Raw genomic sequence first — 23,232 nt, 5'->3', positions numbered from 1 at the left:
TTCTTTCTTGGAGCAGATTATGGTGCGCGCATCGAAAATGGACGAGTTGAACGATCGGCTCGACTTTGTTGGACTGGGACAGGATGCCAGGCAGGCTCTTTCGGAGTTGCAGCCGACTATCGAATCGGCCGTCAAAGACGCTCTCGACAGCTTTTACGAGAAGATCACCAAACATCCGGCAATGTCGAAATTCTTTTCGTCGCAGCAGCATGTGCACCACGCCAAATCCAAGCAGCAGGACCATTGGAAGACGATCGCGTCAGGCAAATACGGACCCGATTATGTCGAAGCGGTCTCGGCGGTCGGCAGGACGCATGCCCGCCTCGGTCTCGAGCCGCGCTGGTATATTGGCGGCTACGCCTTGATCCTCGAAGGGATGGTGCGATCGATCGTTGCGCAACAGCTCAATGGCTTCATGCAGCGCAAGCATGAACAAGCCTTGTCACGGCGGCTCTCGGCGATCGTCAAGGCCGCTCTGCTCGATATGGATTACGGCATCTCGGTTTACCTGCAGGTGCTCGCCGATGAGCGCGACCGCGCGGAGTCCGAGCGGGCTGCTGCACAGCGCGAGCAGGAACGCGCGCTTGATGCACTCGGCATAGCGCTGAACGGCCTTGCGAACGGCGACCTAACGGCTGATATCACAGAAGCCCTTTCGGCTGAATTCGAGGTCCTGAAGAGGAACTACAACGAGTCGCTTGCATCCCTGGGCACTGCAATGCAGCGCATCGAAGCTTCGGTAACCCGTGTTCGCGATGAAGCCGGTTCGATCTCGTCTGCTGCTGACAACATGGCAAGGCGCACGGAACAGCAGGCCTCAGCGCTTGAAGAAAGTGCCGCTGCTATCGACCAGATCACCACCATTTCGGAACAGACCGCCGAGCGGACGCGCGAGGTGCAGGCAATCGTCAAGGAATCCGCCTCGGAGGCGGAACGCTCGCGCGAGGTCGTGCAGCAGGCCGTGTCCGCCATGGGCGATATCGAAACCTCGTCGCGCAAGATGACCGACATCATCTCCGTCATCGACGACATTGCCTTCCAGACGAACCTTCTGGCGTTGAATGCCGGCGTCGAAGCCGCCAGAGCGGGCGAACAGGGCAAGGGCTTCGCCGTCGTTGCCCAGGAAGTCCGCGAACTGGCGCAACGCTCGGCAACGGCGGCAAAGGAAATCAAGGATCTGATCGACAGGTCGTCAAATGACGTGCGGCGCGGCGTAGAACTGGTCAACCGGACTGGCGAGGCGCTGGCCTTGATCGGCAATCAGGTCGCGTCCATCGACCGGAATGTCGGCGCCATTGCCCGCTCGACGCAGGAACAGGCCGTCGGCATCAGCGAGATCAACTCCGCTGTCCGCAACATGGACCAGATGACCCAGCAGAATGTCGCGCTCATGGAAGAGACGAATGCCTCGACGCGGCACCTCGCCGATATCAGCAACGAACTCGCCGGTCTGGTTGGACGGTTCAAAACGGTGCGTTCGGGAACGCGGACCGGAGCCGTCAGGCTGAAAATCGCGAGCTGACGCGGCCGACAACATCGTTAGCACTTTCAATGAGATGGCTTCGGACAATAGTTCGGGGCCGTTTTGCCGCACATTTAGCCCGGCATCTCCTCGATTTCCGCCAATAGCCATTGGCGAAACACCTTCATCGAAGCCGTTTCCGCTCGGGATTTCAAGCGCGTTAGCCAGTAGCTGCCGGTCATCGCCGTGATCTGGAACGGCTGCATGATCCTGCCGGCCTCGATGTCATGCGAAAACATCGCGACGGGCACGAGCGCGACGCCGACGCCTCGCGCAGCCGCCTCCACGAGCGTCAGCGACGAATCGAACATCCAACCGCGAAGATGCGGCGGTGGCAGACCCGCCACCCTGAACCAGAGCGACCATTCGTCCACCCGATAGGATCGTAACAGCTCGACATCGGCGAGATCGGCAGGCTTGCGCAATCGCGCGCCGATATCGGGCGTGCAAACCGGGGAGAGCGGCGCATCCATCAGATGGATCGCTTCCGTTCCATGCCAGGCGCCGTCACCGAAGCGCAGGAAGAAATCCAGTCCGTCGAGCACCATATCGGCGCGATTGTTGTTGGTCTTCAGGCGCAGATCGACATGCGGGTGCTGCGCCTTGAAGCTCGCGAGGCGCGGCAAAAGCCAGCCGATCGCGAAAGTCCCGACGACGCCGACGGTGAGGATTTCGGCAAAATTCCCCTCTTCCAGTTGACTGAGCGTGGCGCTCATCCGTCGGAAGGCGTCCGTCAGCACTGGCAGCAGTGCGTGCCCCTCATCGGTCAGGGCTAGGCCGCGCGGCAGGCGCTTGAAGAGGGTCACGCCCAGCACGTCCTCCAATGCCTTGACCTGATGGCTGATCGCCGTCTGCGTGACCCGGAGTTCAAGGCCCGCCCGCGTGAAGCTGCAGTGCCGCGCCGAGGCTTCGAACACGCGCAGCGCGTTCAATGGCAGCTGGGAGATGTCCATTTGTGTCCTAAGGCCAAGTTTTTCTCATGTCTAAGCTCAGAATTGATCGTTTGTCTAGGGCAGAAAGCAGAGCCATAGTCTGCCTCGCAAGGTGATTTGCAGGGTCCCAATGACGTCCACGAGATCCGAGACGCACCTCTTTGCTCAAACATCAATCGAAGTGGAAACGTGATGACGATCTTATTGTCGCGCCGGCAAAGCCTTGCCGGCAGCTTGCTTGCGCTGCCTGTTCTGGCGGGGCTAAGCGCGGTTGGACGTACTGCAGACGATAATACGGGCGAGGCGCAGCTTGCCGCACTCGAAAGCAAGCATCCGGGCCGCATCTGCGTCAGCATTCTCGACTTGGCAAGGGGCAAGCGCATCGAGCATCGCGCCGGCGAGCGCATCCTGATGTGCAGCACCTTCAAGGCACTGGCCGCAGCTCTGGTGCTTGCCCGGGTCGACAAGGGCGATGAAAAGCTCGACCGGCGCATTCATTACAAGAAGAGCGATCTCGTCGACTATTCTCCGGCGACCGAACCCAATGCCGGAGACAATGGCATGACGGTTGGCGAACTTTGTGCGGCCGCCGTCACGCTCAGCGACAATACCGCGGCCAACCTGCTGCTCGCGAGTTTCGGCGGGCCGGAGGCAATTACGACTTTCTGCCGCAGCATGGGCGACGAGATCACCCGTCTGGACCGCACCGAGCCAACGCTGAATTATCATGACACTCCGACCGATGAGCGTGACACGACGACAGCTTCGGCGATGCTGGAAAACCTGCGTCGGCTTCTGTTCACCGATATACTGACAGCCGCCTCGCGATCGCAACTGGCCGCCTGGCTGATCACCAACAAGACGGGAGACACCCGACTGCGCGCCGGCCTTCCGAAGGATTGGCTGGTGGGCGACAAGACCGGAACAAACGGTGACAAATACGGCAATGCCAACGACATCGCGGTGCTATGGCCATCGAAGCACGCCCCCATCATCGTAACGGCCTATTGCGAGATCCCCGCCATCGCAGCTGACGAACGCAACGCCATCATTGCTGAAATCGGCCGCATCGCCGCAGCGATCTGAGTTCATCGCGCCGGATAACAGCCGCCAATCATCGCTTCCTTTTCGACCTTGCGATCTTTCACGGTCGATCATCACACTGAGGATATCATCTTGAATATACGTGCCAATTCTTTGCAGAAGCTCGGTATCGTCGCAGGCTGCCTTTTCTATGGGGTCGGTGCCCACGCCGCCGAAGTCAATGACCCAGAGCAGCTGGAGCGAGCAGTCAACGAAATCATTCGTCCGCTCATGAAGGATAACGACGTACCGGGCATGGCGATCGCGATTACTGTCAGGGGCAAGCGCTACATCTTCAACTACGGCGTCGCCTCGAAGGAGAGCGGCCAGAAGGTGACGAACGACACGATCTTCGAGCTCGGCTCCATCAGCAAGACCTTTACGGCAGCCCTTGGCTCCTACGCCCAGATCAGCGGAAAGCTCTCCTTCTCCGACAAGGCGACGAAATATATGCCGGAACTTGCGGGTACCAGTTTCGACAAGATCAGCCTCCTCGATCTCGCCACATATTCGGCCGGCGGTCTGCCTCTGCAGTTTCCCAACGGGGTAACGGATCAGGACAAGATGGTTGCCTATTATCGCAACTGGCATCCTTCCTTCGCGCCCGGCACGTATCGGCAATATTCCAATCCCAGCATCGGCCTGTTCGGTTATCTGGCAGCGCAGGCAATGGGCGAGCCGTTCGACAGGCTGATGCAGGACAAAATTCTTTCCGGTCTCAACCTCAGCCACACCTATATCCGCGTTCCACCGGCTGAGATGAGCAACTATGCCTATGGCTATTCGAAGCAGGGCAAGCCGATCCGCGTCAGTGGCGGCGTCTTCGACACGCAGGCCTATGGCATCAAGACTACAGGCTCCGACATGCTTGCTTTTCTCGAGGCCAATATGGGTGAAGCAAAGCTCGACGCCACACTTCGGCAGGCAATCGATGCAACGCATGTCGGTTATTACCGCGTCGACAACACGACGCAGGCGCTCGGCTGGGAAATCTATGCCTATCCGACGACGCTTGCCCGGCTGCTTGCCGGCAATTCGTCCGACATGGCGCTTGAGCCCCACAAGATCACCCGGCTCGACCCGCCTCAACAGCCACGCAAGGATGTCCTTCTCAATAAGACAGGCTCAACGAATGGCTTTGGCGCTTACGCAGCCTTCATACCGGGTCGGCAGATCGGCATCGTTCTGCTGGCAAACAGGAATTTTCCGATCCCTGCACGCGTTTCGTCGGCCTACAAGATCCTGACTGCCGTCGAAAATCTGGCGGGATCGGAGGAGGTAAAGTAGAGACCGGGCTCTAAGGCTTGGTCCGCTCCAACGAACGGCCGACCCCGGCAAAAGCTGACGGGTCGGCCAGTATCATTTCACACAGCACCATTCGCTAAGCCGCTGACATATATATTATGACGATACCCCATAGAACGCTAAGTTCAGTTCATGAAGAGGCCGCGATCGCCGGATACCGCCGGGTCAGGCGGTGGCAAGTTCGCCTGCTTTCTGCCAATTGCGCAACAAGGCAAAAAGCTCCTCGCGATCCTTCACATCGAGCTGCGGCACACCGGGAACGCGAACAGGGCCGACCTTCAGGCCGGAAAAGGTGACGGCCTCCTTGACGACGGTGACGTTTGTTCCGTTGCGGAACTTGGTGCGCATGCGTTCGAAGGGCTCGAGCTTGTTGACGATGGCGCGGGCAGCGGCAAAATCACTTTTCTCCAAAGCCGCGTGCACAGCAAGCGACAGTTTCGGAGCAACATTGACGAGGCCCGACGTGAAGCCCCTTGCGCCGGCGGCGGCGAATGTCGGGGCCCAGCTCTCAGCGAGACCGCAGACAAACAGCGCGCCGTTCGGATCGGAAGCTGCAATCGCCCGTGAAAGCAGCATCAAATCCGTTGTCGCGAACTTGATGCCGGCAATATTGCCGTGACCGGCCAGACGGACCATGTCGTCAACGCTGAAGCCTTCGGCACGGACATAGGCAACGAGCGGGAGCGGCGAAGCCTCCGCCAGATCGCGAAAATAGTCGATCTGCGAACCGGGTGCGGCGAACGGATCCACCGGTTGATGCGACATGACGGCGGAGGCGCCGATCGAGGCAGCATTCTTCGCCATCTGGATCGCCTCGCGTAATGAACGGCCGATCGCCGCCGTCACCGGCGCCTTGCCGTCGACACCCTTGATCGCAGCTTTGTAGACTTGGCGGATCTCTCCCGGAGTAAGTGCATAGAATTCGCCCGTATTGCCCGCTGCGACGATGTTATGAATCCCGGCAGCCGCTACCCGCTGATAGACCTGAGCGGTCACGCGCGGTTCCACTTCGCCACTCCCATCATAGGCCGTGACCGGAACACCGGAGACGCCGGTCAGCACCTGCCGCATGGTTTCAATGCTCATCTTCCTACCCTTACCCTTTATCATCCATCGAGACGCAAACGAGGAGGCGTAAAGAAGTCATCACCTCGCCTTCGCCCATCCAATTCCCTATACGCCCTGAAACATGCGGGCGCGTGCATTCAAGATATGTCGCTTCATGGCATCGTGAGCCTCAGTCTCCTGCCGCGCGAAAATCGCCTGCACGATGACGGCGTGCTCATCCTGAACACTGCGGATCTGCTCGGGCGTCCGCTTGAGGCTGAGGCTGCGGGTCACGGAATGACCGATAGCGAAATGCGGCCGGAACAATTCACGGACGGTAATATGGAACTGATTGCCAGTCGCGATCGCAATGGCGTCGTGCAGCTCCTGATCCTCTTCCGCGCCAAGCCGGCCCTCGCGAAGACATTGTTCTATCTTTTGAAGCGCTGCGGTGATCCGTTCCTTGTCGTCAGCCTGCCAGTTGCGCGCCGCAAGCTCGGCGGCCTCGGCCTCGAGCCCGGCGCGAAATTCGAAAAAGCGCTGGACATCGGCAAGCGACCCTACGGGCACCATTTTCAGGACCGAGGAATCCGGCCTTTGCCTCACATAGGAACCCGACCCCTTGCGCGACACGATCAGGCTGTCGGCACGCAGCCGCTCCAGGGCATCGCGCACAACGGGTCGTGACGCGCCGAACATGTCCGCAAGCTTCGCTTCCGCTGGCAGCCGCTCATTCACCGGAAAGGTTCCATCCGCAATCATGGCGACGATCCTCTCATAGATGATGTCGCCGAAGCGCGTCGCGCCCGCACCGGAATCGTTGGCGACAGAGAGTTTCATCATCGTCCTTCGTGAATGCTGGCCGGCGACAGCCATAGCGCATTTCCTGCGCGACAGGGCTACTAAATCTGTAAAAATCTGTCAACTCTTGTAATTATCTGAGAACGTAATATGGTCTCGACGCTGCGCCAGAGGGGTGCATGGCGACGGGACGGGAGCCTGTCGCATCGGTCGAGGCAAAACCCGGCCGAAATCAAAACGGGAGGGATTCGATGCGCGATGAAATATTGTCCCGCGGCGTGAGCAGGCGTGCCGTCCTCGGCGGTATGGCTGGCATGGCAACCCTGTCTCTGGCCGGTCGTGTCAACGCTGCCGATGCAGGCGGTGAGGCACCCGCCCTGGCTGCGCTCGTCAAGGATGGCAAGCTGCCGCCACTGGCCGACCGGCTGCCGAAAAAGCCGATGGTCGTCACCCCTTATGAAAAAGTCGGCACCTATGGCGGCACCTTACGGCGCGGCCTGCGAGGCTCGTCCGACCACAACGGTATCCTGCGCATGGTGGGCAACCAGAGTCTGGTGCGCTGGAATCTCGAATTCACACAGGTTCTGCCGAACCTCGCCGAGCGCTGGGACGTCAATGCCGACGCCTCGCAGTTCACCTTCTATCTCATTCAAGGTGCACGCTGGTCCGACGGTCAGCCATTCACGGCGGATGACGTCGTTTTCGCCATCGAGGACTGCGTCAAGAATACCGATCTCTATAGCGCAACGCCGGCTCAGCTCTCCGTTGCCGGCAAGGCAGTCGATGTCACGAAGATTGACGACTATACGGTGAAATTCACCTTTGCTGCTCCGAACGCGCTTTATCTGGAAAATCTCGCAACCCCGCTCGGCCAGCATCCAACGCTGTTTCCGAAGCACTATTGCAGCCAGTTCTTGCCCAAATACAATCCGAACGTCGCGGAGGATGCGAAGAAGGCCGGCGTCAGCAGTTGGCCCGAACTCTTCCGCGCACGCTGCGGCGACATCGAAATACCCTCACGCTGGGGCAATCCGGACAAGCCGACGCTCGATCCCTGGGTCGTCAAGGAACCCTATACCGGCGGAGCAACCCGTGTCGTCATGACCCGCAACCCATACTTCTGGCAGGTCGATACCTCAGGGAACCAGCTTCCGTATGTCGACGAGATCAATTTCGGCATCTCGCAGGATGTGGAATCGCTGATGCTGAACGTCATTTCCGGCAAGATCGATATTCAGGAGCGCCATATCAGCGTGCTCGCCAACAAGCCGACGCTCTCGCAGAACATGAAGAAAGGCGATTATCGCCTTTTAACCCTTGTCCCTTCCACCTCGCAGCAATGCCAGATCTATTTCAACATCACCCATAAAGATCCGGCCATGCGCAAGATGTTTGCCGACAAGTCGGTCCGGCAGGCGCTCTCGCTCGGGATCAATCGACAGGAAATCATCGACATCGTCTATTTCGGCCAGAGCGAGGGATACCAGGCCGGGCCGCGACCGGAGCATCCCTGGTACAATGAAAAATATGCCCGCCAATTCACCAACTACGATCCGGACAAGGCCGGATCCATGCTCGATCAGGCCGGCTACGGCAAGAAGGATGCAAACGGCTTCCGCCTGAGGCCGGACGGCCAGAAAGTCTTCTTCGCCGTCGACGTCATACCGACCCTCTATCCCGATCTGGTCGATGCCCTCGAACTGGTGAAGGCGCATTGGGCCCAGATCGGCGTCGACATGAAGGTCAATACGATCGAGCGTGCGCTCTACTACACCCGTGGCGACGACAATGCCCATGATGCTCAGGTCTGGCCGGGGCCTGGCGGCCTCGATCCGATGCTCGATCCGCGCGATTTCTTCGCTTTCCACCCACAGGGTTCGCGCTACGCCATTCCATGGTCGGTCTGGTACACCTCGAATGGCAAACAGGGCGAGGAGCCGCCGGAGAGCCAGAAAAAGCGCATGAAGCTTTTTGACGAGGCGCGCTCGACGGCCGATCTCGACAAGCGCGGCGCCGTCATGAAGCAGATCTTCGACATCGCCGCCGAAGAATTTGAAACTGTTGGGCTTTGCCTTGCCGTCGGCGGCTTCGGCATCATCCGCAATAACCTGCACAATGTTCCGGAAAAGCAGCCGGACAGCTGGTCCTGGCCCAATCCGGGACCGGCCATGCCGCAGCAATTCTTCTTCACCAGTTGATTGCGCCGATCAAGCGCCGCCTTGCACGGGCGGCGCTTTCCTTGATGCGGAGCTGCCCGTGGCAGCACTCACTGCGAGAAACAGCCATGCTGGTCTTCATCGGTAAACGCCTCTTGTGGATGATCCCATCCCTTTTCGCCATCAGCTTCCTGGCCTTCGTGCTGATCCAGCTGCCTCCCGGCGACTATGTGACGACCTACATCGCCACGCTCGCCTCTTCGAATGAAGTGGTCGATCAGAACACAGCTGCGCAATTGCGCGAACGCTTCGGCCTCGATCAGCCGATGCTCATCCAATATCTGAAATGGATGTGGGGCATTCTTTCGCGCGGCGATTTCGGTATTTCGTTCGAATGGCAGCAACCGGTCTCGGGCCTCATCTGGGAGCGCATGGCGCTGACGCTCATTCTGGCGCTTGCAGCGCTGATCGCGACCTGGGCGATCGCGCTGCCGATCGGCGTCTATTCCGCCGTCAAGAAATATTCGATCGGCGATTATTTCTTTACCGCCTTCACCTTTCTCGGGCTTGCCATCCCCTCCTTCCTGCTGGCGCTGGTGCTGATGTATGTCGCAGCCGTCGAGTTCGGCCAGGATGTCGGCGGTCTGTTCTCCACCGAATTCGAGACGGCACCCTGGAGCATCGCCAAGATGGTGGATCTGCTCTCGCATTTGTGGCTGCCGGTCGTCATTCTTGCCGTTTCTTCTACCGCAAGCCTCATCCGCGTCATGCGCGCCAATATGCTCGATGAGCTGCCGAAACCCTATGTGACGACGGCGCGCGCGAAAGGCCTCTCCGAATTCCGGCTACTGATCAAATATCCGCTGCGCATAGCGCTCAATCCGTTCATCTCCACCATCGCATGGCTGCTGCCCAATCTCATTTCGGGCTCAGTCGTCGTCGCGATCGTTCTCAACCTGCCAACGGCGGCGCCATTGCTGCTGCAGGCGCTGATGGCGCAAGACATGTATCTGGCCGGTGCCTTCGTGCTGCTGATCTGCGCGCTGACGCTGATCGGGTCACTCATCAGTGACATTCTGCTTGCCCTTGTCGATCCCCGTATCCGGTTGGAATAGGAGCAGCCCATGGCCGATATCGCCGTCACGAACCTGCGCCCCGACCGAAACGCCGTCGCCTCGCAATGGCAGCTGATCTGGTGGGCTTTCCGCCGCCACAAGCTTGCCATGGTCGCCCTCGTCGTCACCATATTGATGTATATCGTCGCGGTCGCGCCCGGCTTCTTTGCCATCAATGACCCCAATCAGCAGAATGCACGCGCAACCTTTCACCCGCCGCAGAAGGTCCACTTCTTCGATACGGACAACGGCTTTTCCTTCGGGCTGCACTACTATTCGCTAAAGCTCACACGCGATCCGGAAACGCTTGCGCCGATCTTCAAGGAAGACACGACCAAGCGCGTCTCAATCAGCCTGTTCGGTCGCGGCTACGAATATTCCGTACTCGGCCTTTTCACGAGCAACATTCACCTGCTGGCCTCCTCGGACAAGACGACACCGCTTTTGCTGTTCGGCGCAGATCGGCTCGGCCGTGACGTCTTCAGCCGCACCGTCCAAGGTGCGCAGATTTCGCTATCGATCGGCCTCGTCGGTGTGTTCTTCTCGCTCCTGCTCGGCATCGTTCTGGGGGGAATTTCAGGCTATTACGGCGGAAAGCTCGACTTCTTCATCCAGCGCCTGATCGATTTCGTGCTGTCGCTGCCGACCATTCCGATCTGGCTTGCCATGGCGGCGGCCCTGCCGCAGGGCTGGCCGGCGGCACTGCAATATATGATGATCACGATCATCCTGTCCTTGACCGGCTGGGCGCAGCTTGCCCGCGTCGTGCGCGGCCGCTTTCTGTCGCTGCGAACGGAAGAGTTTGTCGCCGCAGCCAGACTCGACGGCGCCAGCGAAGGGCGCATCATCTTCCGCCATATGCTGCCGAGCTTCGCCAGCCACATCATCGCTTCCATCACCCTTGCCGTGCCGGCGATGATCCTAGCCGAGACGTCCCTCTCCTTTCTGGGGCTCGGCCTGCAGCCGCCGACCATTTCCTGGGGCGTGCTGTTGCGCGAGGCGCAGAACATCCGCTCGATCGCAACCGCACCATGGCTCTTTCTGCCGGGTGTCGCCGTCGTTATCGCCGTCATGGCCCTGAACCTTCTCGGCGATGGCCTGCGCGATGCGGCCGATCCCTACAATAAATGAGGCGGGCATGACCGATATCGTTTCCATGAACACCGCCCGCCCTTTGCTGCAGGTCAAGAATCTCACCGTCGACTTTCCCTTGAGAAAGGGTATTTTCCGCGCGGTCGACAATCTCTCCTTTGCGATCGAGCCCGGAAAGACGCTCTGCGTCGTCGGCGAGAGCGGATCGGGCAAATCTGTTACCGCACGCTCGATCCTGCAGATCGTCGATGCCCCCGGCCGCATCACCGGCGGCTCGATCATTCTCAACGGTGCTGGCGGCAGTTCGGTCGATCTCGTCAGGTTCAATCCGCGCGGGCGGCAGATCAGATCGATCCGCGGGCGCGACATTGCCATGATCTTTCAGGAGCCGATGGCATCGCTCTCGCCGGTCCACACGGTCGGCGACCAGATCATGGAGGCGCTGCGCCTTCATACGAGGATGAGCAAGGCCGAGGCGCGAGCCGAAGCGATCTCGCTTTTGAAACAGGTGGAAATCCCCTCGCCCGAAAAGGCGATCGACCGCTACGCTTTTCAATATTCGGGCGGCATGCGTCAGCGTGCCATGATCGCCATGGCGCTTGCCTGCAAGCCGCAGCTTCTGATCGCCGACGAGCCGACGACGGCACTTGATGTCACGACGCAGGCCGAAATCCTCGACCTCATTGCCCGGCTGCAGAAGGCCAATGGCATGGCGGTACTGTTCATCACCCACGACATGGGCGTGGTCGCTCAGATCGCCGATGACGTGCTCGTCATGCACAATGGCGTCGTCAGGGAATACGGTCCAGTCGAGCAGATCTTCCATGCGCCGAAGGACGATTATACCCGCATGCTGATCGGCTCGGTGCTGAAGCTCGAGAGGAAGGCCGAAATCCGGCTGGCGCGACCGCCGCTCGACAGAGGCGCCGCCCCGATCCTTGAACTGCGCAACGTGTCGATGGCCTTCGGCGAGGTTCGTGCTCTCAACGACGTCTCGATCTCGCTTCTGCCGCGCGAAACTCTTGGGATCGTCGGCGAGAGCGGATCGGGCAAGACGACGATGGGCCGCTCGATCATGCGCCTTATCGACCCGAGTGCAGGCGAAATTCTCTATCGCCACACTGATGGCGACGTCACCGATCTCGCAAGCGCCAAGGGCACGACCCTTGCGGCAGCGCGTCGCGAGCTGCGCATGGTGTTCCAGGACCCATTCGGCTCGCTCAATCCGCGCATGACGGTTTCACAGATCATCGGCGAGCCATTGCTTGTCAACGGCATTGCCAGGGGCCGGGCGCTCGACGAGCGCGTCTGCCATCTGATGGAGCAGGTCGGTCTCGATCCGAGGGCGCGCGAGCGCTATCCGCATGCCTTCTCAGGCGGCCAGCGCCAGCGCATCGGCATTGCCCGAGCCATTACCCTCAATCCTCGCGTGATCGTCGCCGACGAGGCGACCTCGGCTCTCGATGTTTCCGTCCGCTCGCAGGTGCTCGATCTCCTTATGCGGCTGCAGGACGAACTTGGCCTCGCTTATATCTTCATCAGTCATGATATCGGCGTCATCCGCTACATGTGCGACCGCGTCGGCGTCATGTACAAAGGGCGCCTCGTCGAGGTCGGCGATGCCGACAAGGTCTGCAATGCACCCGAACATGCCTACACGCAGGCGCTGATTTCGGCGATCCCTCGCCCTGACCCTCGCGACAGGGATCACTCGCGGCGGTTCCGCTATGTCGAGCCCGAAACCGTGAAGAACGGGAGCGCGACGTGATGCCTTCCCTCGACAACGCCGCAACGCCCATTTTCCACGAGCCAGGCTTCCCCGCGATGCGCGCAATGATTTCCCCACCTGCGGCAGCTCCCATGCCGCATTCATGTCAATCGATAGAAGGAAGATAAGATGAAGATCGACCGCATGCGGGTATTCGTGACCCGCGACAAGGATCGTCCGCGCGTCATCGTGGCGCTGGATACGGACGATGGACTGACGGGCTGGGGCGAGTGCTACAATCACGGCCCCGATTTGGCACTGCCGCCGATTCTCGACTATCTCTACGGTTTCCTCGCCGGCCAGGATCCAAGCCGGATCGACTATCTCGTCAACCTGCTGATCCAGCAGAGCCGCTTCCCGCCGGGCGCGCTTGGCCTTTCGGCGATTTCCGCGCTCGATCACTGCCTCTGGGATCTCTCGGCCAAGGCCCTCAACGTTCCGGTCTACAAGCTGCTCGGCGGCGCGGTGCGCGATCGCATCAAGGTCTATGCCGGCGTCTATACCGCTCCGGATGCGCCGGCTGCGCGCGATGAGCTCGACCGTCTGAACGCCGAATGGGGCTTTACCGCCTTCAAGCTCAGCCCATGGCGCATCGACATGCACGCTCATCGCTGGGGCAATGTCGTCAAGGCATCGGCCGACTATTTCCGTTCGCTGCGCGAGACCGTGCGCGACGACTATGAGATCGCCTTCGACGCCCATGCGAAAATTTTCGAGCCGGTCGCCGCTCGCCAGCTCGGCAATGCGCTGGCTCCTTATGATCCGCTTTTCTATGAAGAGCCGCTCCGGCCCGAAAACATCGAGATGTGGGGCGAGTTGAAACAGGGCCTCAATTGCGTGCTCGCGACCGGCGAGTCCCTCTATAATCGCAACGAGTTCCTGCGCCTGCTGCAGGTCAAGGGCGCCGACCTGATCCAGCCCGACATCTGCGTCGTCGGCGGCATCAGCGAGATGCGGCGCATCGCGACGATCGCCGAGGCGCATTTCGTCGGCGTTGCTCCGCACAACCCGATGGGGCCGCTCGCGACCGCCGTCAACGTGCATTTCTCGGCCGCCGCACAGAACTTTCGGATACTCGAATACCGGCTGCCGAAGGGTCAGGCCTACGTCTATGGCGGCAACGAAGTCGAACAGCGACAAGGCGAAACCCGCTATGTCGTCGACCCCTATCTGCCGAAGGACGGTTATCTCGAGCTTAGACCCGATCGGCCCGGCTGGGGCGTCGAGATGGACGAAAAGGCCATGGAAGAGGAAGGTTATATCCATTGGCAGCGGCGCGTGCCCAAGCGTCCGGATGGTTCCTACGCCTTTGCGTGAGCTTGGTATCAGCACCTAAAAAAATTGGGGCGGCCATCAGGCCGCCCCTCTCATTTGGCGGATGCTTTTGCGAGCATGAGCGCAATCATTTCACGCGGGCTGCGTTAGGATTGCCAAGATCTTCCGGCCGGGGTGTGCGCGGTATCATGCGTCCGATCACAAGGACCAACAGCACCGCAATCAGAAGGCAGGCGGCCAAGAAGAACATCGGCGCGATCGTGCTTCCCGTGGAATCCTTGATCCAGGGCACGACGTTCTGAGCGATGAAGCCGCCGAGATTGCCAACTGAATTGATGGCAGCAAGGCCCGCTGCCGCACCCGCTCCCTGTAGGAAGCGCGACGGCAAGCTCCAGAACACCGGCTGACCCGCGAAGATGCCGGCCGCCGCAATGGAGAGGAAAACAAACTGCAGCGTATGGTCGGGAATAACGGCAGATAATACCAGGCTTACGGCGCCGACCAGCGCGGGAATGACGATATAGGGCGTCTTGGACTCCGCCTTGTCCGCTGTACGCGGGACGGCATACAGAGCGATGGCGACGAGAATCCACGGGATAATGTTCAGGAAACCGTTCGTCGTGTTGCTGACGCCGAAATTCTTGACGATCGTCGGCAGCCAGTAGCTAAGTCCATAGGCGGCGAGCGGGAAACCGATATAGCAAAGCGCCATCAGCAGCACGCGCGGATTGACGAGCGCCTTGAAGCCGTCGGCGGCGTTCTGCTCCATCCCGGAATTTTCCACCTCGAGCCGGTCCTTCAGCCAGTTCTTTTCCGTATCGTCGAGGAACGTCGCTTTGGATGGCAGATCCGGCAGGTAAAACAGCGTTATGAAGCCGGCAATAATGGCTGGGATACCGGTCACCAGGAAGACCCATTGCCAGCCGGCAATACCATAAAGGCCGTTCAGGTCCAGAAGCACGCCACCAAGTGGCGCGCCGATCGCATTGGCGAAAGCGCTGAAGATCATGAAAAGCCCGACCATCGTGCCGCGATAGGCCGAAGGATACCAAAGGGTCAGCAGATAAAGTACGCCTGGAAAAAATCCGGCCTCGCAGGCACCGAGCAGAAAACGGAGAATATAGAACATGGTCGCATTCTGCGTATAGGCAAGCGCGACCGTGACCGCACCCCAAGAGATCAGAATGCGCGCAAACCACCTGCTGGCTCCGAACCTGTCGAGAAGCAGGTTGCTCGGCACCTCGAAGATGAAATAGCCGATGAAGAACAGCGAGGCGCCGAGACCATAGGCATATTCGCTCATGCCGAGCGCATCGACCATCTGAAGCTTCGCGTAGCTGACATTCTGGCGATCGATATAGGCGATCAGATAGAGAATGCCCAGAAAGGGCATAAGCCTCCAGGTGATCTTGGATATAAGCTGCTTTTCATCAACCACGCCTCTTCCTCCCTGAAAGATGTTTGTGATTGATATAGATAGCGCAACTAAGCGTTTATCAATGCGCTGATTGATAAAGCACATCCTGCCCACAGAATTCAAATGGCAGCACCGCAAATCCCTTCTGCCAAGCGGGCGTCAGCCGTGCGGCCTTCGCCTCAAGCGACGCGTTCGAACTGCGTGCGGATATGCTCGATATAGTGCTGGCCGGGCGACGGCGCTTTCACCATGGCGATCGCCGCCTTCTGCGGAACGCCGGTGAATTGACGTTCTTCACCGTTCTTGAAGCGGATGTAAAGCCGTCCGTCATCCGGGCGGAAATAGACTGATTTGATGATTTTTGACGAAACCGGGAGCTCTTGCATGGGTCACCTTACCTCTGGCCCGCTTTGTCGCATGAAAACCGAAATATTGGGTGAAGCGACCTAGTTAATCAAAGATAGAGTTGTATCGCTCGATTTTATCGATTGCGCCCAGCACCTTAACGATCCCGCGGAAGTGCGTGCTCGGCATAGAGAGATGCGAACTCCGCACTTGGCGGTATCGGCTTGATGATGTCGATCAAGACGCCGTTCGGATCGGACGTGATGAAATGACGCTGACCGAAATCCTCATTGCAGATGGCAAGCAGAATCGGCAAGCCGGCCGCCCGCAAGCGCCCATGAACGGCATCGACATCATCCACTTCAAAGTTGAGCAATAGGCCTGCGACCTTACCGCGCCCCTGTAGCGGAATCGTCTCATGCTGCCCATTCAGAATAGCGAGATTGACAGCGCTGTCCTCAGCCGACTGCAGATGGACGTACCAATCACTGGTGAAACTCTCCTGGAAGCCGAAATGCTTCACGTAAAAGGCAGCGGTCTCCTCGACGCGCTCAGTCATGATCACCGGATAATAGCTCGTTACCTTCATGCTTCACTTCCCCCCTCAAAAGACATACAATCTGTCTGTATTATTTCGAATGACATACAGGCTGCATGCATGCAAGATCCACGCTCAAACCGTGAGAGAACCGAAAAGACCAAGGCTGCACTCATCGCGGCTGCCCGCGCCCTATTCGTGGAAAAGGGCTATGCCGAGACCTCGACGCCGGAGATCGTGGCCGCCGCCGGCATCACGCGCGGCGCGCTCTATCATCATTTCGAGGACAAGCGTGCGCTGTTTCGCGCAGTTGTCACAGAGGAAGCTCTGGCGGTGACCCGCGCCATAGAGAAGGCAACCCCTGATCATCTTGCGCCCCGCGCCGCCCTGATCGCCGGCAGCAATGCCTATCTCGATGCAATGCGGGTTGTCGGCCGCACGCGACTTCTGCTGATTGAAGGACCGACTGTGCTTGGTTTTGTCGATATGAAGCAACTGGATGAGGAAACCACTACCCTTACACTGAAACATGGTCTGGAAGCAGCGCTCAGTCGTGGGCAGGGGTCGGATATCGCCGTTGAGGCCCTCGCCGACATTCTCTCAGCGGCCTTCGATCGCGCCGCCCTCGCCATCGATGCGGGGGGTGATGTGGATCGCTATCGCGCAGCCATTGCACATATGATCGACCGTATTGCAGCTTGACATCATGCTTGCTCGCCAGACCACAAACGGTGGTCGCCCGAAAAACAATTGAATACCCGCTCGGGCTATCTAATGCTGTAAGCGACGAGTAGATTTCGAGCGCTCTCGCATATTATTTAAGCACGCCAATTGCTTGACACTTTTTTAGCCCCCTCCTATGATTTTTACCAAACGATCAAAAACCAGGGGAACTGAAAAATGACCAATGAAATCATACTGTCACGCCGCGCTGTCATCGCATCCGGCATCGCGCTCGGCGTCAGCGCTCTTGCGCCAGCCGCCCGCGCCGCAGCGCCGCTCAAGGTCGCAGGCATTCATGCCTCGCCGGTCGAAAACGCGTGGAATTCCTGTCTTCACAAGGCGCTTCAGGATGCCGCCAAGGAAGGCGTTATCGAATATGTCTTTTCCGAAGGCGTTTCGGGCACGGACTATCCGCGTGCCATGCGCGAATATGCCGAACAGGGCAACAAGCTGATCATCGGCGAGGCCTATGCTGTAGAGAAGGAAGCGCGCCAGGTTGCTGCCGACTATCCGGATACGGCTTTCGTTCTCGGGTCCAGCGGCGAGGCTGCCGGGAGCAATTTCGGCGTCTTCGGCACCTGGAACTATGACGGCGCCTATCTCGCCGGTATGCTGGCGGGCAAGATGACCAAGTCGAACGTCGTCGGCTCCGTCGGCGCCATCCCGATTCCCGAAGTCAACATGCTGATCAATGCCTTTGCCGCGGGCGTCAAAGCGGTCAACCCCGATTGCAAGCACCTCGTCTCCTTCATCGGCACCTTCTTCGACCCGCCGAAGGCGCGTGAAGCCGGTCTCGCGCAGATCGACGCCGGTGCCGACGTGCTCTTCGGTGAGCGCATCGGCACGGCTGATGCCGCCAAGGAGCGGCATATCAAATCAGTGGGATCGCTGATCGATTACACGCCGCGCTATCCCGACACCGTTTTCGCCAATGCCATGTGGTATTTCCGCCCCATTCTCAATGCCGCAATCGCCGATGTTGCCGCCGGCAAGCCGGTTGGCCGCAACTACACGGCCTACGGCCTGATGAAGGAAGGCGGCAGCGATATCGTCTATGTGAAGGGCACAGCACCAGCAGAGGCCGAAGCTGCAATGGAGAAGGTCCGCGCCGACATCAAGGCCGGCAGCTTCGAAGTGCCGAAGGTAGCGGATCAGCCGAAGTAATCCTTCGGCTCGATCATGACCAGACCGTCATTCACTGACGCCACGGAGCTGGCCGGCGCGATCAAGTCCGGCAAGCTTACCTGTGTGGATGCCATGCAGGCGGCACTTGCCGCCTGCGCCATGAAAGATGAGCTTGGCGCCATTACCTATGTCAATCCTGAAGCCGGGCTCGCGGCAGCACATGCCCTGGATCAGGAGGCATCGGCGTATCCCGAGCGCTTTGCGCAGCGCGCCTTTGCCGGCGTACCGACGGTCGCCAAAGATCTCGGCGGCCCCTTCCCGGGGCTGCCGGTGACCGCTGGCTCTCGCCTGTTCGCCCGCACGGGCAAAGGCGCGGACAGCGATTTGGCAGAGCGTTTTCGCGATGCCGGTCTCTGCGCCTTCGGCTTGACCACCAGTCCGGAATTCGGCTTCTCACTCGCATCCGAACCGGCAATCGGTCCGATCTGCCGAAACCCGTTGAATCCTGTCAGAACTGCCGGCGGCTCGTCGGGTGGAGCCGCGGCTGCAGTCGCCGCCGGTATCGTTGCGATCGCGCATGCGACGGACGCGGGCGGCTCGATCCGCGTGCCGGCTGCCTGCTGCGGCCTTGTCGGACTGAAGCCGACACGCGGCGCCGTGCCCGCCGGCCCCTCCTTCGGCAATCATCTCGGCGGCATCGCCAGCGAACTTGCGGTCACCCGCTCCGTTCGCGACACCGCACAAATCTTCGATGTTGTCCGGGGAAAGACAAGAGGGCCATACGCGGATATCGCTCAACTCCCGCCCAAAACGGGTAAGCTTCGCATTGGACTCCTTGCAGACACTGGCCAGCGTTACGCAATCGACCAGGATCGGGCCCAAGCGGTGGAAGCAGCGGCCAGTTTCCTCGAAAGCCGGGGAAACGAGCAGATATCCATCCGTTGGGACGAGATGGAAAGCGCCGTTCAGGCCAGCAGCCGCGCTTTTGGTGATATCATTTCCGTCAATATCGCCCACCTGATTGATGATCTCGAACTGGACACGCGTCTCGCCGAGACGATGACGCAAGCCTTCATCATGCGCGGGCGCGCCATGCGGGCAACCACCCTTTGGAGCTCCGTCAATGGCGCCGTGAAGGCTAGCCGCATTCTGTGGGAGATCTTCGACAGGGTCGACGTCATCGTCATGCCGATGCTCGCTTCGGCACCGCCACCCATCGGATCCTTTCCGACGGATCATTCGGACACTCAATTGCACCTCGAGCGCATGACATCCTTTGCCCCTCTTGCCGCGCTCGCCAACATTTCCGGTTTTCCGGCCATCACACTTCCCTTCGGCGAAGATGAAGCGGGATTGCCGCTGCCGGTCCAACTGATGGCCCCCATGGGTGAGGATAAGCTGTTGCTGCAGCTTGCATCCGTGCTCGAGGCCGAGCAACGTTGGCAACACCGCTTCCCGATTGCAGGCTTTCCGGCATGACCATCCTCGTCCTTTCCATCGAAGGTGTCAGCAAACGCTTCGGCAGCACGATTGCCAATGACAATATTTCGCTGTCTCTAGCAAAGGGTGAGATCGTTGCCCTGCTCGGCGAGAACGGTGCCGGCAAGACGACGCTGATGAGCATCCTCTTCGGGCACTATGTGCCCGATGCCGGTCGCATCCTGATCGATAATGTGGAATTGCCGCAGGGCAAGCCGCGCGCGGCGATCCGGGCCGGCGTCGGCATGGTGCATCAGCATTTCTCGCTCGCGCCGAACCTGACTGTGCTGGAAAACATCATGACGGGCACGGAGGGACTTTGGTCGCTCAAGTCCCAAACGGCAGCGGCCCGCAACAAGCTTCTGGCGATTGCCGAACGCTTCGGCTTGAAAGTCGATCCGGATGCGCGCCTGGGCGATCTCTCCGTTGGCGAGCAGCAGCGGGTGGAAATACTGAAGGCACTCTACAATGATGCACGCATCTTGATCCTCGACGAACCGACCGCCGTTCTGACCCAGATCGAGGCAGAAAAGCTCTTTTCGACGTTGAAACAGATGGCCGCACAAGGCCTGTCCTTGATCTTCATTTCGCACAAGCTCGATGAAGTCATGGCGACGGCCGATCGTATCGTCGTCCTGCGCGGCGGCAAGGTCGCGGCCGAAAGACAGGCATCTCAGACCAGCAAGGCCGAGCTTGCGGAGCTGATGGTCGGACATCGCGTCACACGCCCGACCCGCGAAGCGTCGACGCCGGGCGACATCGTGCTCGAAGCTCGCGATATCATCGTCAAGACCGGTGGCGTCGAACGGTTGAAAAAGATCAGCTTCCATGTCCGGGCCGGCGAGGTTCTGGGGATCATCGGCGTATCGGGCAACGGTCAGGCGACCTTGGGGCAAATTCTGTCCGGCATGTCGAACCGCACATCCGGCGAGCTTCTTCTGTTCGGCAAGCCAGTCGGCGATCTCGACGTTGCCGCGATTATCGAGGCTGGCATCGGGCGCATTCCGGAAGACCGAAACCGTGATGGTGCCATCGGCGAAATGGCGATCTGGGAGAATGCCGTGCTCGAGCGCCTGCCTTCCTATTCGAAACATGGTCTGGTCGACAAGGGTGCCGGCATGGCCTTTGCGCAGGAGATCATCGAGGCATTCGACGTGCGCGGCGGCAATGCTGCGACACGCACCCGGCTATTATCGGGCGGCAATATGCAGAAGCTGATCCTCGGTCGCAATCTCCATGAGCGACCACGAATCCTGATCGCCGCCCAGCCAGCGCGCGGGCTGGACGAAGGTGCAGTGGCCGCCATTCACGGACGCATTCTGGAAGCGCGCCGGCAAGGCACTGCCGTTCTCTTGATCTCGGAGGATCTGGACGAGGTCATTGCATTGGCCGATCGCATCCAGGCAATCGTCGGCGGACGCCTTTCGGCGCCTATCGATGCCGATAAGGCCGATGCGCGCCTGCTGGGACTGATGATGGCGGGAGAATGGAAAGAAAAGAGTGGGGCCAATCATGCGATTTGAACGGCGCGAACACCGCCCACTGTCTATGATGATCCTCGCTCCCGTGCTCTCGGTCGTCGCGGCCCTTGCGCTCGCCGGCATACTGATCGCGATTGCCGGCGCACCCGTCCTCGAAGCCTATCGGCGGATTCTGCTTGGAGCCTTCGGTTCGCGGCTTTCGGCAACGGAGACGCTCACCCGCGCGACGCCATTGATCCTAACGGGATTGGCCGCCGCAGTCGCCTTTCGCGCCCGTCTGTGGAATATCGGCGCCGAGGGACAATTTTATTTCGGCGCCATTGCCGTTGCGGCCTTCGGGTCAAAAATGCTCGCCGGCCTGCCCGGCCCGATCCTTATTCCGCTCTTGATGGTGATCGGTGCCATTGCCGGCATGGTCCTGATCCTCGTGCCACTATGGCTGCGGTTGCGCTTTTCCGTCGATGAAGTCGTCACCAGCCTTATCCTGAATTTCATCGCCGTCCTTTTCGTCTCCATGCTGATCGACGGCGTGCTGAAGGACCCGACGGCATTCGGCTGGCCGCAATCCCAGGCGCTTGGCGATCATGCCATGCTGCCGAAGCTGATTGCGCGATCGCGTCTTCATATCGGTTTTGCAATTGCGATCGTCATCGCGGCGATCGTCTATTTCGTCCAGTCGCGCACCGTCTTCGGCATGCAGTCGCGGGCAGCCGGCCTCAATCCTTCGGGCGCCGTTTTTGCAGGCGTTCGTCTCGGCTCGACCCTCGTCAAAGTTGCCTGTCTTTCGGGCGGGCTTGCCGGCCTTGCAGGCGCCATCGAAGTCATGGGTGTCAAAGGCTATGTCACAACCGATCTGTCCCCGGGCTTCGGCTATGCCGGCATCGTCGTCGCCATGCTTGCAAACCTCAACCCGCTTGGTGTCGTTCTTGCGGCGATCTTTACGGCCACGATGTTTGTCGGCGCTGACGGCATGAGCCGGAGTCTCGGCATCCCAACTTACATCGCCGACGTCACGGTCGCCCTGTCGCTGTTGACCATGCTGATCGCTTTGTTCTTCACGCAGTACAGGATCCGCCGATGAGCACGTTGATCGACATCATTGCTTCGGCCGGGCTTTGGGCTGCCGTGTTGCGGATTGCGACACCCTTGATCTTCGGCACGCTCGGCGCGCTTCTTTGCGAGCGGGCCGGCGTTCTTAATCTCGGCATCGAGGGCATCATGACCTTTGGCGCGATGATCGGTTGGCTCTCCGTCTATCACGGTGCCGATCTGTGGACCGGCCTTCTCATCGCGGCGATTGCGGGCGGCATTTTCGGGCTTTTGCATTCGGCCCTGACGGTGACGCTGGGCCTGTCGCAGCATGTTTCCGGCCTCGGCGTGACGCTTTTTGCATCCAGCTTCAGTTACTACGCCTTCCGGTTGATCGTTCCCGTCGCCGGGACGCCGCCGACCATCACGCCGTTTCAGCCGATCGCCATTCCCGGGCTTTCCACCCTGCCCTTCATCGGCCCCGCTCTCTTCACGCAGACCGTCCCGACCTATCTCGCGATCCTGGTGGCGCTGGTCATGGCCTATCTGATCTTCCGCACGCCGGTCGGGCTTGCGATCCGCATGACGGGCGAAAATCCGCATGCAGCCGAGGCACAGGGCCTCAACCCCATGAGGATCCGCTATGGCGCCATCATCGCCGGCAGCGCATTGATGGGCATGGGCGGCGCTTTCCTGACGCTTTCCGCCTTCAACAGCTTCTTTCCGACGATGGTGCAGGGACGCGGCTGGATCTGCATCGCGCTCGTCGTCTTTTCGTCCTGGAGGCCGGGCCGGGCGCTGTTCGGTGCGCTGCTCTTCGCCTTCTTCGACGCGTTCCAATTGCGCCTGCAGACCGCAGTCCAGGGTGTCCCCTATCAGCTCTTCCTGATGACACCCTATATCCTGTCCATCGTTGCCCTTGCCGTCATGAGCAGACGCGCCCGCGTGCCGCAGGCGCTGATGCAACCCTATCGCCGTGGCGAAAGATAATCCGAGGAG

20 protein-coding genes are annotated in these 23,232 nt (G+C 59.9%); 14 read left to right on the top strand and 6 right to left on the bottom strand.

Going from position 1 to position 23,232, the window contains the following annotated elements:
• Positions 1 to 19: 19 nt before the first annotated feature.
• Positions 20 to 1,522, top strand: coding sequence for a globin-coupled sensor protein (locus tag FBZ99_RS17055; protein WP_113353685.1), 1,503 nt, complete (start codon positions 20 to 22; stop codon positions 1,520 to 1,522).
• Between the two features lie 74 nt (positions 1,523 to 1,596).
• Here FBZ99_RS17055 and FBZ99_RS17050 read toward each other — a convergent pair whose 3' ends face one another.
• Entirely contained in the window at positions 1,597 to 2,475 is an 879-nt protein-coding gene (locus FBZ99_RS17050) for a LysR family transcriptional regulator (RefSeq protein ID WP_113390416.1), read from the bottom strand.
• Positions 2,476 to 2,646: 171 nt separating this feature from the next.
• Between FBZ99_RS17050 and bla the strand changes: the two genes are divergently transcribed.
• Both bla and ampC read left to right on the top strand, forming a co-directional pair.
• Positions 2,647 to 3,540 (top strand): class A beta-lactamase, encoded by an 894-nt coding sequence (gene bla, locus FBZ99_RS17045; RefSeq protein WP_145634096.1) that lies wholly within the window; start codon positions 2,647 to 2,649, stop codon positions 3,538 to 3,540.
• 111 nt (positions 3,541 to 3,651) lie between these two features.
• On the top strand, positions 3,652 to 4,824 hold the full coding sequence (gene ampC / locus FBZ99_RS17040) for a class C beta-lactamase (protein WP_371864857.1): 1,173 nt from the start codon (positions 3,652 to 3,654) through the stop codon (positions 4,822 to 4,824).
• Between the two features lie 183 nt (positions 4,825 to 5,007).
• On the opposite strand, the gene FBZ99_RS17035 is transcribed toward ampC, so the two are convergent.
• Together FBZ99_RS17035 and FBZ99_RS17030 are read right to left on the bottom strand one after the other, a co-directional pair.
• Positions 5,008 to 5,928: a dihydrodipicolinate synthase family protein gene (locus tag FBZ99_RS17035; RefSeq protein WP_113353681.1), complete on the bottom strand. Its 921-nt coding sequence runs from the start codon at positions 5,926 to 5,928 to the stop codon at positions 5,008 to 5,010.
• 87 nt (positions 5,929 to 6,015) lie between these two features.
• A complete protein-coding gene (locus FBZ99_RS17030) occupies positions 6,016 to 6,729 on the bottom strand; it encodes a FadR/GntR family transcriptional regulator (RefSeq protein ID WP_069614737.1) in 714 nt (237 codons plus the stop codon).
• A gap of 212 nt (positions 6,730 to 6,941) precedes the next feature.
• Between FBZ99_RS17030 and FBZ99_RS17025 the strand changes: the two genes are divergently transcribed.
• The 5 genes from FBZ99_RS17025 to FBZ99_RS17005 all read left to right on the top strand — a co-directional run bounded on the left by FBZ99_RS17025 (position 6,942) and on the right by FBZ99_RS17005 (position 14,138).
• Positions 6,942 to 8,888 (top strand): ABC transporter substrate-binding protein, encoded by a 1,947-nt coding sequence (locus FBZ99_RS17025; RefSeq protein ID WP_113353680.1) that lies wholly within the window; start codon positions 6,942 to 6,944, stop codon positions 8,886 to 8,888.
• 86 nt (positions 8,889 to 8,974) lie between these two features.
• Positions 8,975 to 9,961, top strand: coding sequence for an ABC transporter permease (locus tag FBZ99_RS17020; RefSeq protein WP_113353679.1), 987 nt, complete (start codon positions 8,975 to 8,977; stop codon positions 9,959 to 9,961).
• A 9-nt stretch (positions 9,962 to 9,970) separates the two neighbouring features.
• Complete coding sequence (locus tag FBZ99_RS17015; protein ID WP_113353678.1) at positions 9,971 to 11,092, top strand: ABC transporter permease; 1,122 nt, start codon at positions 9,971 to 9,973, stop codon at positions 11,090 to 11,092.
• Positions 11,093 to 11,099: 7 nt separating this feature from the next.
• Positions 11,100 to 12,821 carry an ABC transporter ATP-binding protein gene (locus FBZ99_RS17010; protein ID WP_113353677.1) on the top strand — a complete coding sequence of 574 codons (1,722 nt, stop codon included), beginning with the start codon at positions 11,100 to 11,102 and terminating at the stop codon, positions 12,819 to 12,821.
• Positions 12,822 to 12,950: 129 nt separating this feature from the next.
• Positions 12,951 to 14,138, top strand: a complete 1,188-nt coding sequence (locus FBZ99_RS17005; RefSeq protein ID WP_113333273.1) for a galactarate dehydratase — start codon at positions 12,951 to 12,953, stop codon at positions 14,136 to 14,138.
• A gap of 85 nt (positions 14,139 to 14,223) precedes the next feature.
• Here FBZ99_RS17005 and FBZ99_RS17000 read toward each other — a convergent pair whose 3' ends face one another.
• From FBZ99_RS17000 to FBZ99_RS16990, 3 genes are all read right to left on the bottom strand, one after another.
• The gene (locus tag FBZ99_RS17000) at positions 14,224 to 15,534 is read right to left on the bottom strand and encodes an MFS transporter (RefSeq protein WP_113353676.1); all 1,311 of its coding nucleotides are present in this window, start codon (positions 15,532 to 15,534) and stop codon (positions 14,224 to 14,226) included.
• Positions 15,535 to 15,692: 158 nt separating this feature from the next.
• Entirely contained in the window at positions 15,693 to 15,899 is a 207-nt protein-coding gene (locus FBZ99_RS16995) for a KTSC domain-containing protein (protein WP_092706279.1), read from the bottom strand.
• A 116-nt stretch (positions 15,900 to 16,015) separates the two neighbouring features.
• Entirely contained in the window at positions 16,016 to 16,447 is a 432-nt protein-coding gene (locus FBZ99_RS16990) for a VOC family protein (RefSeq protein ID WP_113353675.1), read from the bottom strand.
• A 69-nt stretch (positions 16,448 to 16,516) separates the two neighbouring features.
• On the opposite strand from FBZ99_RS16990, the gene FBZ99_RS16985 reads away from it, so the two are divergent.
• From FBZ99_RS16985 to FBZ99_RS16960, 6 genes are all read left to right on the top strand, one after another.
• Complete coding sequence (locus FBZ99_RS16985; RefSeq protein WP_113353674.1) at positions 16,517 to 17,098, top strand: TetR/AcrR family transcriptional regulator; 582 nt, start codon at positions 16,517 to 16,519, stop codon at positions 17,096 to 17,098.
• 198 nt (positions 17,099 to 17,296) lie between these two features.
• Positions 17,297 to 18,283, top strand: a complete 987-nt coding sequence (locus FBZ99_RS16980) for a BMP family protein (protein ID WP_113333269.1) — start codon at positions 17,297 to 17,299, stop codon at positions 18,281 to 18,283.
• A 15-nt stretch (positions 18,284 to 18,298) separates the two neighbouring features.
• On the top strand, positions 18,299 to 19,723 hold the full coding sequence (locus tag FBZ99_RS16975; protein WP_113353673.1) for an amidase: 1,425 nt from the start codon (positions 18,299 to 18,301) through the stop codon (positions 19,721 to 19,723).
• The gene (locus FBZ99_RS16970; protein ID WP_113353672.1) at positions 19,720 to 21,246 is read left to right on the top strand and encodes an ABC transporter ATP-binding protein; all 1,527 of its coding nucleotides are present in this window, start codon (positions 19,720 to 19,722) and stop codon (positions 21,244 to 21,246) included. Before FBZ99_RS16975 ends, FBZ99_RS16970 begins: the two co-directional genes overlap by 4 nt.
• Positions 21,236 to 22,285 (top strand): ABC transporter permease, encoded by a 1,050-nt coding sequence (locus FBZ99_RS16965; protein WP_113353671.1) that lies wholly within the window; start codon positions 21,236 to 21,238, stop codon positions 22,283 to 22,285. Before FBZ99_RS16970 ends, FBZ99_RS16965 begins: the two co-directional genes overlap by 11 nt.
• Entirely contained in the window at positions 22,282 to 23,223 is a 942-nt protein-coding gene (locus tag FBZ99_RS16960; RefSeq protein WP_113353670.1) for an ABC transporter permease, read from the top strand. Before FBZ99_RS16965 ends, FBZ99_RS16960 begins: the two co-directional genes overlap by 4 nt.
• The last annotated feature ends 9 nt before the right edge of the window (positions 23,224 to 23,232 follow it).

The organism is Rhizobium sp. ERR 1071, assembly GCF_007828675.1.
Lineage (GTDB): Bacteria > Pseudomonadota > Alphaproteobacteria > Rhizobiales > Rhizobiaceae > Rhizobium > Rhizobium dioscoreae.
Note: the sequence above shows the minus strand (reverse complement) of the source record. Positions and strands in the feature narration are given on the sequence as shown.

What these genes read in the sequence shown, in the direction of transcription:
- FBZ99_RS17055 (WP_113353685.1), top strand. Translation starts at nt 20, where the DNA reads ATGGTGCGCGCATCGAAAATGGACGAGTTGAACGATCGGCTCGACTTT.
- FBZ99_RS17050 (WP_113390416.1), bottom strand. Translation starts at nt 2,475, where the DNA reads ATGGACATCTCCCAGCTGCCATTGAACGCGCTGCGCGTGTTCGAAGCC.
- bla (WP_145634096.1), top strand. Translation starts at nt 2,647, where the DNA reads ATGACGATCTTATTGTCGCGCCGGCAAAGCCTTGCCGGCAGCTTGCTT.
- FBZ99_RS17035 (WP_113353681.1), bottom strand. Translation starts at nt 5,928, where the DNA reads ATGAGCATTGAAACCATGCGGCAGGTGCTGACCGGCGTCTCCGGTGTT.
- FBZ99_RS17030 (WP_069614737.1), bottom strand. Translation starts at nt 6,729, where the DNA reads ATGAAACTCTCTGTCGCCAACGATTCCGGTGCGGGCGCGACGCGCTTC.
- FBZ99_RS17025 (WP_113353680.1), top strand. Translation starts at nt 6,942, where the DNA reads ATGCGCGATGAAATATTGTCCCGCGGCGTGAGCAGGCGTGCCGTCCTC.
- FBZ99_RS17020 (WP_113353679.1), top strand. Translation starts at nt 8,975, where the DNA reads ATGCTGGTCTTCATCGGTAAACGCCTCTTGTGGATGATCCCATCCCTT.
- FBZ99_RS17015 (WP_113353678.1), top strand. Translation starts at nt 9,971, where the DNA reads ATGGCCGATATCGCCGTCACGAACCTGCGCCCCGACCGAAACGCCGTC.
- FBZ99_RS17010 (WP_113353677.1), top strand. Translation starts at nt 11,100, where the DNA reads ATGACCGATATCGTTTCCATGAACACCGCCCGCCCTTTGCTGCAGGTC.
- FBZ99_RS17005 (WP_113333273.1), top strand. Translation starts at nt 12,951, where the DNA reads ATGAAGATCGACCGCATGCGGGTATTCGTGACCCGCGACAAGGATCGT.
- FBZ99_RS16995 (WP_092706279.1), bottom strand. Translation starts at nt 15,899, where the DNA reads ATGCAAGAGCTCCCGGTTTCGTCAAAAATCATCAAATCAGTCTATTTC.
- FBZ99_RS16990 (WP_113353675.1), bottom strand. Translation starts at nt 16,447, where the DNA reads ATGAAGGTAACGAGCTATTATCCGGTGATCATGACTGAGCGCGTCGAG.
- FBZ99_RS16985 (WP_113353674.1), top strand. Translation starts at nt 16,517, where the DNA reads ATGCAAGATCCACGCTCAAACCGTGAGAGAACCGAAAAGACCAAGGCT.
- FBZ99_RS16980 (WP_113333269.1), top strand. Translation starts at nt 17,297, where the DNA reads ATGACCAATGAAATCATACTGTCACGCCGCGCTGTCATCGCATCCGGC.
- FBZ99_RS16975 (WP_113353673.1), top strand. Translation starts at nt 18,299, where the DNA reads ATGACCAGACCGTCATTCACTGACGCCACGGAGCTGGCCGGCGCGATC.
- FBZ99_RS16970 (WP_113353672.1), top strand. Translation starts at nt 19,720, where the DNA reads ATGACCATCCTCGTCCTTTCCATCGAAGGTGTCAGCAAACGCTTCGGC.
- FBZ99_RS16965 (WP_113353671.1), top strand. Translation starts at nt 21,236, where the DNA reads ATGCGATTTGAACGGCGCGAACACCGCCCACTGTCTATGATGATCCTC.
- FBZ99_RS16960 (WP_113353670.1), top strand. Translation starts at nt 22,282, where the DNA reads ATGAGCACGTTGATCGACATCATTGCTTCGGCCGGGCTTTGGGCTGCC.